This is a genomic window from Phenylobacterium sp., from assembly GCF_036402295.1.
Classification (GTDB): Bacteria; Pseudomonadota; Alphaproteobacteria; order Caulobacterales; family Caulobacteraceae; genus Phenylobacterium.
Genome location: NZ_DASWTE010000209.1, coordinates 1 through 12918, shown reverse-complemented (window position 1 = coordinate 12918; position 12918 = coordinate 1). Strand labels below are relative to the sequence as shown.

Below are 12918 nucleotides of genomic sequence, written 5' to 3'. Positions count from 1 at the left end.
CCCTTTCCGACGCCGTCTAGAAGCGGACGCCGGCGGTGACGCCGAACCTGCGACGCTGGTTCACATACGTCTGATCGGACCCGAAGCTTTCGCTGAAGTCGTCGATCGTGATAGGCCGGACCTTGTCGCCGATATTCTTGATCCAAAGCATTCCATAGTACTTCTCGTTCGGCGACTTGTAGCTGATCTGGCCGCTGAAGATCGTAAAGTCGCCGATGGCCCGGCTGTTCTCTTTGTCGATGTAGAACTTGCCGTAGTGCTTGACGCTCAGCTCCGGCGTGAACGTGCCGAAGCTCGTTTCGAGGTCGTAGCTGACCACCCCGTTGAAGTTGAAGTTCTCGGCGAAGGGCAGCTTGTTGCCGATGATGGCGGCGTTGTCCGGCAGCGTCGGGTCGATGACCTTCGTGATTTTCGAGTGAGCGTAGCCGAAGCCCGCCACGACGTTCAGGTTCGAAACCGGGATGACCTCCAGCTCGAGTTCGGCGCCGTATAGCTCCGCCTCGGGCAGGTTGGTGAAGGTCTGCTCGCCGTTCACCAGCTGGTTCGTCTGGTAATCGTCGTACTTGTAGTAGTAGGCCGCCCCGTTCACCCGCGCCCTGCCGTTCCAGAAGGTCGTCTTGGCGCCGCCTTCGAAGTCGAGGACGATCTCCGGGCGGATCGCCTTGATGGGTTGTGTCGGGTCGGCGACCAGATCCCCGCGGCTGTTGGCGGTCGGCTTGAAGGAGCCGCCCTTGAAGCCCCGGGTGGCGAGCGCGTAGATCATGGTCTGGTCGGTCACCTGATAGTTCAAGGCCACCTTCCAGGTCAGCTCTGAGAAGCTGTCTTCGCCGGTGTCCGTCGCCGGATTCGCCTGGCGCAGGATGGGCCCGTAGGCGCCCGACTTGATGGCCTTCCGGAAGTCCGCGTACTCGAAGGACGTGCCGCCCACCGTCGTGGGGAACTCGTAAAGCGTCCGGAACGCGTAGAAGGCGTCCTTCTTCTCGTACGTGTAGCGCGCCGCCACCGTGGCCATCAGCTTCGGCGTCACCTGATAGGTCGTATGCAGGAACCCTGCGTAGGTGTGCAGCTTCTGCGCCATTTCGCGCTGGTACATGACGGCGTTGGCGTTCGGGAACGCGACGTTCACCCACCGGGCGGTGGCGTCCGCGGAGAGCTTGTCCGCGTTGCTCTCGAACATATAGAAGGCGCCGGCGATCCACTTGAACGGACCATCCCCGTTGGAGGTCAGCCGGAATTCCTGTGTCAACTGCTTCAGCGCAAACTGCTCGTAGACGTTCACGATCGGCGCCGGCGAGCTGTCGCTGTCGAAGGTGCCGACCATGTCGACGTCCAGGAAACCGCTCAGCGAGGTCAGGGTCGCGAAGCCCAGGTCCCAATCGACGTTCAGGGACAGCGGCAGGTGGCGGATGTGCTCGACGTTGTCGCCGTCGGTCTCGATGATCTTGTAATCGGACCCGGGACCCAGGTTCTTGTAGCCGTAGGCCGCCTGAACCTGGCCGATGTTCTCAAAACCGTTGAGGCCGATGCCGAGGCCGTTCGACGTCGACAGGCCCGGGGTCGACTTCCAGCCGACCGTGCCGACGGTGCTGTTCAGGTACTGGGCCTTGAAGGTCGCCTTGATCTGCTCGTTGAGATCCGCTTCGACGATGAGGCGACCGCCGTAGTAATCCTCGGCGTTCTCGTGCCGGTCGAGGGTGATGTTGTAGACGTCGCCGTCCCGCTTATGGCTGATGATCGAGGCCCGGGCGCGAACCGCGTCGTTGATGGGCAGGGTCAGCGCGGCGCGGACTTCCCGTTCGTTGGAGTTGCCGTAGGTGAACTCAGCATAGCCTTCCTGCTCGGTCCCCGGCATCTGGGAGATGTAGCGGATGGCGCCGCCCGTGGCGTTGCGTCCGAACAGGGTGCCCTGCGGGCCCCGCAGAACCTCGACCCGGGCCACATCCCATAGCGGCACGCCCTGGGCGTACTGGGCGTTCATGGGCTGGTCGTCGAGATAGACCATGTTGGTGGTGGTCGAGCTGCCGTTGAAGTCGCCCTGGGCGATGCCGCGGATACCCAGGCGATTGTTCCCGAAGCCGGCGGCCTGCTCGTTCTGGATGTTCGGCACGAACCTGGCGATATCGCCCGACGTCTGCAGCATGCGCGCCGCCTCGGGGCCCAGAGCCGTGATGGCGATGGGGACCCGCTGCATGTTCTCCTGGCGGCGTTCCGCCGTGACGATGAGTTCCTCGATCGTGTCGCCTTCCGGCGCGGCTGCGTCGGCGGCGTGAGCCGTCGGCGCCGCTCCGAGCGCCATGACGGCGCTCAACATGCTTCCGCACATCAACTTTGTTCGGCTGGTCATTCGGCCCTCCCATGTCCCCAGGGCAACGGAGCTCTCATCGCGGCCCCTGCGAAATAGTTTTTACTAGGTCAACATGCTTCGATCAGAATCCGCGGTCTGTCAACTCGCCGAAAATCCGATGCGATACGATGCTATTTTTTACTATATATAGTTCTCAGAGCCGCAACTGGAGCGGGCGACGCGCCTCTCGATCAGCCATGAGACGTGGCGCGGGGAGCCCTTCTGCGGGAGCGCTGTTGGGACGGGCGGGTCCAAGAGGTCGCGCGAGGGATCCCGCCGGGTTGCCGCCGCGGATCGCGTTCGCCCGGTGGCGAGGGGTGCGCGCTACGCCTCCGCGGCGTGGGCGATGAACTTCACGTCGAGGTACGCGGCGAGCCCTTCGAGCCCGCCTTCCTGTCCGTGCCCGCTTTCGCCCACCCCCCCGAAGGGGGTCTCAGGCGTCGATACGGCGAGGGTGTTCAGGCCGACCATGCCGGCCTTGAGTTCGTTTCCGATCGTCATCGCCCGCCCGTTGCTGTTGGTGAACCCGTAGGCCGCCAGCCCCACGGGAAGGCTGTTTGCCCGTGCAAGCGCCTCCTCCAGGCGCCCGAACCGAGCGATCGGCGCGACGGGTCCGAACGGCTCGTCGATCAGAAGCCTGGCGTCATCGGCGAGGTCGGTGACGACGGTGGGGTCGAAGAAATAGCCCCCGTTGGCGCCGCGCGCGCCACCGGTCCGCACCTTGCCCCCACGCTCGCGGGCGTCTTCGACGAAAGCCTCCATCGCGCCGAGACGTCGATCGTTGGCCAGGGGTCCCATGGTCACGTCGGCCCTCGAGCCGTCGCCCACGATGAGCGCCTTCGCCCCGTCCACGAACGCCTCGCAGAATGCATCGTAGACTCCGTCCTGGACGTAGAACCGCGACGGTGAGATGCAGACTTGCCCGGCGTTTCGGAACTTTCCCGCGACGAGCAGGCGGGCGACGCGGGCCGGATCGACGTCATCGCAGATGATGACCGGGGCGTGGCCCCCGAGCTCCATAGTGGTTCGCTTCACGCCTTGCGCCGCCTGGGCCATCAGGAGCTTCCCAACCGCCACAGACCCCGTGAACGAGACCTTCCGCACCTCGGGGGCTGCGATGAGGCGCTCGGACACGAAGGCCGGGTCCCCGAACACCAGCTGCAGCACGCCCGGCGGGAGGCCGGCGTCCACGAGCGCCGCGACGAGCGCCATGGCCGTCGCGGGCGTCTCCTCCGCCGCCTTCAGAACGAGTGTGCAGCCGGAGGCGAGGGCTGCGGCGATCTTGCGCGCCGGCGTGAGCGCCGGAAAGTTCCAGGGCGTGAACGCCGCCGCGGGCCCAACGGGCTCGTGGGTCACGAGTTGTCGGACGTTGGAGGCGCCCGGGACGATCCGTCCGTAGGCGCGCCGGCCCTCTTCGGCGTACCAGTCCAGGACGTCGGCCGAGACGAGCAGCTCGCCCTTGGCCTCGAGCCGGGGCTTGCCCTGCTCGAGCGTCATGATCGTGGCGAGATCCTCGGCGCGGTCGCGGATCCGCTCGGCGCCCGCCCGGAGCAGGCGGGATCGGTCGCGAGGGCTGGTCCCGCGCCAGCTCGCGAACGCCCGCTTGGCGGCCTCGGCGGCGGCGTCCAGCTGCGCGGCGTCCGCGAGCGGCACGGAGCCCACGGTCTGTCCGTCCGCGGGGTTCAACACATCGCGGGCCCCCGCCGCGCCCTCCCGCACCCACTCGCCGTCGATGTTCATTGCGATGGTGGGGTAGGGCATGGCGCGTCGTCCCTTGTTCAAGCGCGTCGGCGAACAACAGAATATAGTTTTTGCTAACAGAGATGCCACGCTTCATCAAGGGACCTGCTCGACGGTCCCCGAGGGGCGGTGCTTGCGGGGAGCGGGTCCCGGCGCGTCGTTTTCAGCGCCGCAAGGGACAGCGGCTTGTCACGGCGCGAACATCGATATAGCTTTTATTACAACAGGACGCGACGGGAGGGAGGATCACATGCAGTGCTCGCTTGGCCTCGCGCCGCCGATCTCGGTTCCCGTATTCGTGCAGGCCCTGGCGGCCTCCCTGAGGGTCCGACAACAGTGGGGCGCTCTCGCGCCACGTGTCCGAACCGGTCGCGAAGACGACGCCGATCATCGTGGCCGCCTCGGAGAAGCCTACGCTCATGCCGCGTTTTGACGTCGTCGTGGTCGGCTCCGGCGCGCTCGGGGCCAGCGCAGCCTTCCACCTGGCCCGGGCCGGCCGCTCGGTCGCTCTGCTGGACAAGGCCGAGATCGCCTCGCAGACCTCCCCGCGCGCCGCCGGGCTGAGCGGACAGCTGCGGCGCAACATCGTCATGTCGACCTTGGCGCGGCGTTCGGTCGAGAAGCTGTTGGCGTTCGCGGACGAAACCGGCGAGCCGATGGAACTCTACCAGCCCGGCAGCATGAACATCGCCCGGACGGAGCGACACCGCGTCCAGCTCGAGAAGGCCGTGGCCTGGGGCCAGTCGCTGGGCTTTCCGATCGAGGCGCTCAGCCCCGAGGAGGCCTGCGAGCGCATGCCGTTCCTGCGTCCGACCGGCGTGCTGTCTGCGACACATCTGAAGACCGACGTCTTCCTGGAGCCGGCGCAGGTGCCGCGCGGCTACGCGGCCGCCGCGGCCAAGCTCGGCGCCGAGCTCCACCCGCACACGCGCGTCGACGGCTTCGTCGCGGAGGGCGCGAAGGTCCGGCGAGTCCTGACGGACCGCGGTGAATTCGAGGCGGACGCGGTGGTCGATGCGGCCGGCGCCTGGGCTCGACGTCTCGCCCAACTTGCCGGCTCCGAGGCTCCGATGGTCCCGATGCGCCACCAGCTGATGGTGACCGAGCCGATCGATGGCGTCGGCAACGACCAGCCGATCGTTCGCGTCATCGATGTGAACGTCTACGTCCGCCCCGACCGCGGCGGCTTGATGCTCGGCGGCTACGAGCGCGATCCGCGGCCCCTTGATCTGAATCAGACGCCTGTGGACTTCCGCGTCGAGGATCTGGAGCTGGATCTTTCGGTGCTGCGCCGTCTGGCGGCGACTGTGGGCGACCAATTCCCCGTGTTCGTCGATGCGCCGATCCGGGAGCATCGCGGCGGCTTGCCGACCATGACCATCGACGGCGAGCACATTGTCGGTCCCGCGCCCGGCCTCGACAATCTCTACCTCTTGGCCGGCTGCAACGTCGGGGGGCTGTCGATCTCGCCCGCACTGGGGGAGGAGATCGCAGCTTGGGTCGTTCGCGGCGCGCCGAGCTTCGATCTCTCCCGCATGTCGCCGGCGAGGTTCCCCCAGGGCCTGTCGGCGAGCGAGCTCCTGGCGGGCGCCACTGAGCGCTACGCCCACTACTACAGTCCTCCACCGGTCCTTCCGGGCGCCTACTGATCCTTACCCAACTGCGCGCCGCCGGGCGCGCGCTTTTTCCTACCGGCAACGGACACCACAGATGACGGAAATCGCCGACCTGCCTGACATCTCCGCGTTCGGATTCCTCGACGGCCGGGACCGATTCGGCGAGGCCTACCAGGTCCTCTTCGCCCGTCCCGAGCTGCGCTTGCTGCGGACCCAAGCGGGCAGCGTCGTGGCCTTCCGCAATGACGACGTTCGCCGCATCGCGGCCCATCCGGAGGCGGGCAATACGCCGCCTGGCGTCCTGATGGCCCGCTCCCGCGCCAGCGTCCACGACGCGCCGGCGACGGATGCGGTGGGCGCGGCGATTGCGCGCCTCGTCACCAACCAGGTCTTCACCACGAACCCGCCGCTCCACGGCCCGACGCGCAACATCTTCGCCCGGCACTTCATGCCCCAGGTCGTGGCGCGGCTCGTCCCTCGGGCCAGGGCTATTGTCGGGGACCTCCTCGACGAGAGCGCCGGACGCGGGGCGATCGACTTTGAGTTCGACTTTGCCGAGCGGCTGACGGCGCGCTTCTGGGGCGCGCTCCTGGGGATGACTGAAGCTGAACAGGCCGAGGTCGTCGAGGTCGTGCGTGCGATCTCGCCGATGTTCTACTTCAAGAAGGAGCACGACGAGTTGGTAACCGCCGATCAGGCCGCGGCGCGCTACCTGGACCTCGTCGCTGGAGCCGTGTTGCGGACCCGCCGAGCGGGCGGCAATGCGCTCGTGGACGCCATGGCCGACGAACTGGAAGCGCTCGACATCGCCGACGACCCCGACGAGGGCGGCGTGATGCCCGAGAACATCGGCATGATGCTCGCCGCGAACCTGATCGACGGGTTCCATACGGGGGCGCTGGCCGCCGCCAACACGATCTATGCCCTCTTGCGAAACCCTGAGGCCTTGGCCCGGGTGCGCGAAGATTCCACCCTCGTCCCCGCCGCCGCTTTCGAGGGACTCCGGCTCGAGCCTCCGGTGATCGTCACCCAAAGGTACGCCCTCGGAGAAATCGAACACGACGGGGTCCGCATTCCGGCGGGCACGCCGATCGTAATGCTCTGGGCCGCCGCCAATCGTGACCCCGAAGCGTTTCCGGATCCCGAGGCCTTCCGGCTCGACCGGCCCCAGCGCGGAGACGCCACCTTCGGCGGAGGGGGCCACATCTGTCCGGGGCGCAATGTGGCGCGCATGTTCGCCCAGGTGGTGGTGGAAGCGCTCGTCAGGCCTGACATCACGCTCGCGCTGACGGACGGCCCGTACACCTGGCTCGATCGCTCGACCATGCGGCAGCTACAGGCGATGCCCGTCGTGATCGACCGCACGACGGCATAGCGCGCATGACCGTTGGAGCGGCCCGCCCCCAACCCGCGACGGAAGAGCGCTCCCCAGGACACCCCAGCGGTGAAGCGGCGCCGCACGGCGCGCGTCCTTGCGCCGGTGCGCGCGGATCAGCCGGCTGGAGCTTGCTTCAAGCGCGGATGAGGAGGAGCCGCCATGCCTGAAGGCGCGGACGGGCCACGCAAGACGCTGCTTTTCGGCCACCCGCAGGGCCTTGGGGTCATCGCGGCCACCGAGTTCTGGGACCGCATCTCGTTCCACGGGATGCAATCTCTGCTCGTGCTCTTCATGGCAGAGCAGTTGTTCAGGCCAGGCCGTATCGAGACCATCATCGGCTTCGAAGCCTTCCGCTCCGCCATATTCACGGTGACCGGGCCGCTCAGCACCCAGGCGCTCGCGTCGCAGATCTTCGGCCTCTACGCGGGGATGGTCTATCTGACCCCCGTCGCGGGAGGCTTGGTCGGAGATCGACTCATCGGTCGTCGCGCCGCCGTCACGGCGGGCGCCCTGATGATGGCTGCGGGGCATGCTTGCATGGTCTTCGACCAGACGTTCCTGATCGCGCTCCTGCTGCTGATCCTGGGCGCGGGCCTCTTCCGGGGGAACCTGGCCGCCCAGGTGGGCGCGCTCTATGACGGCAAGGACCGTCGACGCGCCTTCGGCTTCCAAATCTATTACGCCATGCTCAACGCCGGCGCGTTGATCGCTCCGCTGATCACCGGGACCTTGGCCTCGCGCGCGGGCTGGCACTACGGCTTCGGGTTCGCGGGGCTTGGAATGCTGGTCGGGGTGGTGGTCTACCTGGCCGGAAACCGCACCCTCCCGCCCGATCCGCCACGCAAGCCGAAGGGCGAACGAACCCAGCTCACGGCACGCGAGCGCCGCGTCGTCCAAGGCGTTTTGGGCCTTCTTCCTGTCGCCATGTTGTTCTGGGTCGCTCAGACCCAGATCTGGAACACCTACAATCTTTGGGCCCGGGATCACCTCGACCTGAACGTCAGCGGCTTCCAGATCCCGGTCCCCTGGATGCAGTCGGTCGACTCTTTCTTCACGGCAGCCTTGCTGCCCGTGGTCCTTTGGATCTGGAAGGCCCAGGCCCGACGCGGCAAGGAGCCCGATGAGCTGGGCAAGATGGCGCTGGGCTGCTTCGCGTTCGCCGCAGCCGTGCTCGTGTTGGCGGCTGCAGGCATGCACGACGGGGGCCGCTCGCGATCTGCGCTCGGGTGGGCGATCGCCTTCCATGCGATCTCCAACATCGGGTACCTCTACTTTGCGCCCACGGCGGTGGCGCTCGTCTCACGGGTCGCGCCACCGGCTTTGAACGCCATGCTGATCGGGCTCTACCTGACCTCCATCTTCTTCGGCAGCCTGTTCGCCGGCCGCATAGGCGCGCTTTACGAGCTATTGCCGCCAGCCCAGTTCTGGCTTGTTCACGCCATCGCGGCCGCGCTTGCCGGGGTTCTGCTGCTTGGTCTTGCCGGGACCTTCCGTCGGTCCTTTGGGACGCCCGCGAGCGTGGCGATAGAAATGGAGCCGCAGAGCCCGTAGTTCACGGCCGATTGTTCGGCCGGCACGAGGAGAGGAAGCCGCCAGTCCGGCAAAGCTGGGTGAGTGGCCGATGACGCGGCCGTCGACGCCAGCCGCGTCAAGTTCTGCTACTACGAAGCGCACGAGCAGGAGTACCACCTCGCTGGGATGCACCACCGGCTGCCTGCGCTCGTCCGACTCTCGGCGCCGGTTACGCACCTCCTTACACACTCGATGGCCGAGAGAGAATCATCTAAAGTAAATCAATCAGTTAGCGGAGTGTGTGGGACTTCGAGCATGAGTACTTCCCGCGGTGGGACGCCCTGTGCACGAGCGCCCCACGCCCTAGCCCTCCAGCTTCAGGTGAGCATTGCCGCTGGCCGCGGACATGAGCTTGCCATCGTAGGCATTCCAGCTGCCGGCGATGATATAGGCATAATGCGCCGCGGCCTGATCGTCTGTTCGGCGCGCCGTCCAAGAGAACCTCCCAGCGCTTCGCGCTATGGCCGCGGAAGAGCAAGCCCTTGCTGACGGCTGATCGACGCAAATCGCGGCGAGCCAGTGGTGCTCAAGCCCCGAAAGGGCGAAGGCCGCTGACCCGCTGAGGGTCGGCGGCCTTCCCAGCCGCGGTGTTGGGAGCGCGGCCGTTTGTGATCAGAACTTGATACGGGCTTCCACGCCGTACTCGCGCGGACGGCCGGGGTCGATTTCCTCGGCGCCTGCCGTATAGCTGTGGCCGAAGCCCGCCCCGCCGATCAGGTAGAACTTATTGAGCAGGTTCGTGCCGTAAGCGGCGAAGCTCCAGGCTTCGTTCGGCGCGGTGTACTGCAGCCGTCCGTTCAGCAGCCCATAACGGGGAATTGGTGCGGCCGGGGAGGGGCTTCTTCGGCAGGCTCTCCCAGGCCTTGCGGCCCATGATTACCGGCTTGCCCAAGGTCACGGCGCGGAAGATGGCGAGGTCCGACTTCAGCCGCCAGGGCAGGGCGCCGTCCTTGCCGATCACCCCGTTGCGGGCCCGGGCGATGGGGCCGGCGGAGAGGGGTGGCGGGCATCGGAGGCGTTTAGCGCGCCGGCCTTCCGAAACAAGCCGCGCGAGCCCGCTCGTGCAGGCGCCCACGACCCGCTCTCCTAGAACCGGTACTTGAGGCCCACGCCGAGTGGCCGCTCGCCGCCCCTCATGCGCGGGGGTCGGCTTCAGGGAGGCAGTCGCTCGCGATCGCGCAAACTGGACGACAGCGGTTGGCCGTCAGCCATCTTCATGATAATCAACATCCAGATAGTCAACCGCGCGGCCGCGTTCCGTTCGAGGCACCCGCGCGGCCGCGTGAGCAGAGATCGTCGATCGAAGACGCCACAGCGGCCGAAAGTAGCGTTTGCGACGTCACTAAAGCCAAATCTTCGGTCAGACGCGGGGTAGGCTGATCGCCATTGCCGGGTGGCAGTTGCTGGGTGTCGCCTCGATGACGCGACAGAGCTGAAAGCCGCCCGACCGACAGGGTCAAATCCGAGTTCGGGGAAAGGCGCGCGATGACCACACCCATTGATGAGCGGCCGGCGCTGGCCATGATCCACACCGTGGCCGGGGTCGTACCCGTCTTCAATGACCTCGTGGGGCAGCACCTGCCCGGTTGGCGCGCCTTCAACATGTTGGATGAGAGCCTGCTCGGGAACACGATCCGCGAAGGGTCGCTTTCGGCCCAGACCATGCGGCGGCTTGCGACCCTGGTGTGGTCGGCGCGGGACGCGGGCGCCTCGGCGGTTCTCGTCACCTGTTCCTCGCTCGGTCCTGCGGTCGATGCGGCGGCGCCGCTGTGCGACGTCCCCGTCTTCCGCGTGGACGAGGGCATGGCGATGGAGGCGGTAGGGCGCGGAGGCCGAATTGGCGTTCTTGCGACCTTGAGCACTACGCTGGATCCGACCCGTCGCCTGATCCAACGCCACGCCGGGGCGAGGGGGCTCAGCGTCGAGATCGACGCTCATCTGTGCGAGGGCGCGTTCGACAAATTGCGAAGCGGAGACGCCGCGGCGCACGACGCCCTGGTCCGCGACGGCTTCGCATCGCTGGCGGACCGCGTGGACGTGGTTGTCCTGGCCCAGGCCTCCATGGCGAACGCGCTGAAGGGAGTCGATGGAGAAGCGATCCCAGTGCTCACCAGTCCGAAGCTCGGGGTGCTGCACGTTGCGTCAGCGCTGAACCCGCGCACGCGCGTTCCGGAACCTGCTCAAGGATAGGCGGCTCGGATGGCGCGCCGTTGCCAGACCAAGGCAGCCCGGGAAGGGCTCAGGACAGGGCGGCCCGCGCGGCCGAGAAGGTGGAACACGTGCTCCTGGGCGTGATCGCCGATGATTTCACCGGCGCCAGCGATGTCGCGAACACGCTGGCGAAGGGCGTCGCGCCACAGGGCGGCCTGCGTACGGCGCAGTTCCTGGGCGTGCCGACCACCGCTGCGCCGGTCGAGATCGAGGCGGGTGTCGTCGCCCTGAAGAGCCGAACCATTCCGGTCCAGGAGGCCTTGGCGCAATCCCTGGCCGCCCTGAACTGGCTGCTGGCTCAAGGCTGTCGGCAGATCGTCTTCAAGTACTGCTCGACGTTCGATTCGACCCGCGCGGGCAACATCGGGCCGGTGGCCGAGGCGCTGGCGGCCGAGCTGAAGGTGAAGGGCGTCGTTGTTTGTCCTGCGTTTCCCGGAGCCGGCCGCACCGTCTACATGGCGCACTTGTTCGTCCATGATCGTCTTCTGAGCGAATCCGGCATGCAGAACCATCCGCTGACGCCGATGACGGACCCGGACGTCCGCCGCTGGCTGGGCCACCAGTCCCGGTCGCCGGTAGGACACGTGGCGCTGGATACGGTCCGCAAGGGCACGGACGACCTCGCTATCGCTCTCTCGGAGATCGGCGACACGCTCGTGGTCGTCGATGCGATATCCGATGAAGACCTGCAAACGATCGGACGAGCGGTCGCCGACCACAAGCTGGTGACCGGCGGGTCAGGCGTCGCGATGGGCCTGCCGGGAAACTTCATTCGGCGCGGTCTGGCGTCCGGAGAGGCGGGCAGGTTGATCGGAGCCGACGGGCCCGAGGCGATCCTGGCCGGAAGCTGCTCCGGCGCCACGCGACGTCAAATCGATCTGCACAAGCAAGACCATCCGACGATGGCGATCGAGGTCGACCAAGTGATGAGCGGCGAGACCACCGCCGAGGACGTCGTGAAGTTCGTTGCGCGCCATCACGGGAACGCCCCGCTGGCCTACTCCTCCAGCGCGCCGGAAAACGTCGAAGCGATGCAGGCGAAGTATGGCCGCGAAGAGATCGCAGCCAAGCTCGACGCCCTTTTTGCGGATGCGGCGCGGAAGCTGGTTCGGGCGGGCGTGAGGCGACTGGTCGTGGCCGGCGGCGAGACGTCCGGCGCGGTGGTGTCGGCCCTTGACCTTGGCGCGCTGACGATTGGCCAGGAGATCGACCCCGGCGTTCCCGTTCTCCTCTCGAGCGGTGAGACGCCCATCGCTCTGGCCCTCAAGTCGGGCAATTTCGGCGCTGCCGACTTCTTCGCCAAGGCGCTGGAAAGGTTGCAGGCCAGGTGAACGCGTCTGAAATCAAGATCCGCGAGGACATCGTGCGCCTGGCGCGCTCGCTGTTTGAACGCGGTTTCTCCGTCGGCTCCGCCGGGAACATCAGCGCAGCCGTCGATGACGGGATCCTGGTGACGCCGACCAATTCGTGCCTGGGATTCCTCGACCCGGAACGGCTCAGCAAGGTCGGCCACGACGGACGACACATTTCGGGCGATGGCCCATCCAAGGAATTCTTCCTGCACAGCGCGTTCTATGAAACGCGGCCCGGAATCGGAGCCGTCGTTCACCTGCATTCGACCCACGCGACGGCGCTGGCCTGCCTTAGCGATACGGATCCGGACGACTGCATCCCGCCGCTGACCCCTTACGTCGTGATGCGCGTGGGCCGCGTGAAGCTGGTCGACTACGTTCGACCGGGCGACGCCAAGATGGGAGATGCGATCCGGGCTCTGCGCGGGGAATATGGCGCCGTGCTCCTTGCTAATCACGGGCCGGTCGTCACCGGAAAGGACCTTTCCTCGGCGGTCTCAGCGGCTGAGGAACTGGAGGAGACGGCAAAATTGCTCGTCCTCCTGCGCGGCCTGCCAGTGAGGATGCTGTCCAAGGAAAATGTGGCTGAGCTCAAGAGCGTATACGACTGCTAGGCTTGGAGCTCTCCCAGGGCCACAGCCCGCACCGCTCAATGTGCGCAGCGCGTCTGAAGCCGGTCGTGCAGATCCTCGGGACCGGCCCACT

The 12918-nt window shown here is 66.8% G+C and carries 9 protein-coding genes and 1 pseudogene; 6 read left to right on the top strand and 4 right to left on the bottom strand.

Going from position 1 to position 12918, the window contains the following annotated elements; all coding sequences use genetic code 11:
- Window positions 1-16 precede the first annotated feature (16 nt).
- Window positions 17-2311 (bottom strand): TonB-dependent receptor, encoded by a 2295-nt coding sequence (locus VGD44_RS13095; RefSeq protein WP_331087694.1) that lies wholly within the window; start codon window positions 2309-2311, stop codon window positions 17-19.
- A 357-nt stretch (window positions 2312-2668) separates the two neighbouring features.
- On the bottom strand, window positions 2669-4105 hold the full coding sequence (locus tag VGD44_RS13090; RefSeq protein WP_331087692.1) for an NAD-dependent succinate-semialdehyde dehydrogenase: 1437 nt from the start codon (window positions 4103-4105) through the stop codon (window positions 2669-2671).
- A 335-nt stretch (window positions 4106-4440) separates the two neighbouring features.
- Here VGD44_RS13090 and VGD44_RS13085 point away from each other — a divergent pair, with 335 nt between their 5' ends.
- From VGD44_RS13085 to VGD44_RS13075, 3 genes are all read left to right on the top strand, one after another.
- A complete protein-coding gene (locus VGD44_RS13085) occupies window positions 4441-5733 on the top strand; it encodes an FAD-binding oxidoreductase (RefSeq protein ID WP_331087690.1) in 1293 nt (430 codons plus the stop codon).
- Window positions 5734-5794: 61 nt separating this feature from the next.
- Window positions 5795-7075 carry a cytochrome P450 gene (locus tag VGD44_RS13080; protein ID WP_331087688.1) on the top strand — a complete coding sequence of 427 codons (1281 nt, stop codon included), beginning with the start codon at window positions 5795-5797 and terminating at the stop codon, window positions 7073-7075.
- A 162-nt stretch (window positions 7076-7237) separates the two neighbouring features.
- A complete protein-coding gene (locus tag VGD44_RS13075) occupies window positions 7238-8629 on the top strand; it encodes a peptide MFS transporter (protein WP_331087685.1) in 1392 nt (463 codons plus the stop codon).
- 841 nt (window positions 8630-9470) lie between these two features.
- Here VGD44_RS13075 and VGD44_RS13070 read toward each other — a convergent pair.
- Both VGD44_RS13070 and VGD44_RS13065 read right to left on the bottom strand, forming a co-directional pair.
- Window positions 9471-9632, bottom strand: a pseudogene (locus VGD44_RS13070) (dihydrofolate reductase); the annotation flags it as partial.
- Between the two features lie 256 nt (window positions 9633-9888).
- On the bottom strand, window positions 9889-10173 hold the full coding sequence (locus tag VGD44_RS13065) for a hypothetical protein (protein ID WP_331087683.1): 285 nt from the start codon (window positions 10171-10173) through the stop codon (window positions 9889-9891).
- Between VGD44_RS13065 and VGD44_RS13060 the strand changes: the two genes are divergently transcribed.
- The 3 genes from VGD44_RS13060 to otnC all read left to right on the top strand — a co-directional run bounded on the left by VGD44_RS13060 (window position 10172) and on the right by otnC (window position 12827).
- Window positions 10172-10840, top strand: a complete 669-nt coding sequence (locus VGD44_RS13060; protein ID WP_331087681.1) for an aspartate/glutamate racemase family protein — start codon at window positions 10172-10174, stop codon at window positions 10838-10840. The genes VGD44_RS13065 and VGD44_RS13060 overlap by 2 nt on opposite strands.
- A gap of 89 nt (window positions 10841-10929) precedes the next feature.
- Entirely contained in the window at window positions 10930-12192 is a 1263-nt protein-coding gene (gene otnK, locus VGD44_RS13055; protein ID WP_331087679.1) for a 3-oxo-tetronate kinase, read from the top strand.
- Entirely contained in the window at window positions 12189-12827 is a 639-nt protein-coding gene (otnC, locus tag VGD44_RS13050) for a 3-oxo-tetronate 4-phosphate decarboxylase (protein ID WP_331087677.1), read from the top strand. The genes otnK and otnC overlap by 4 nt, the downstream gene beginning before the upstream one ends.
- The last annotated feature ends 91 nt before the right edge of the window (window positions 12828-12918 follow it).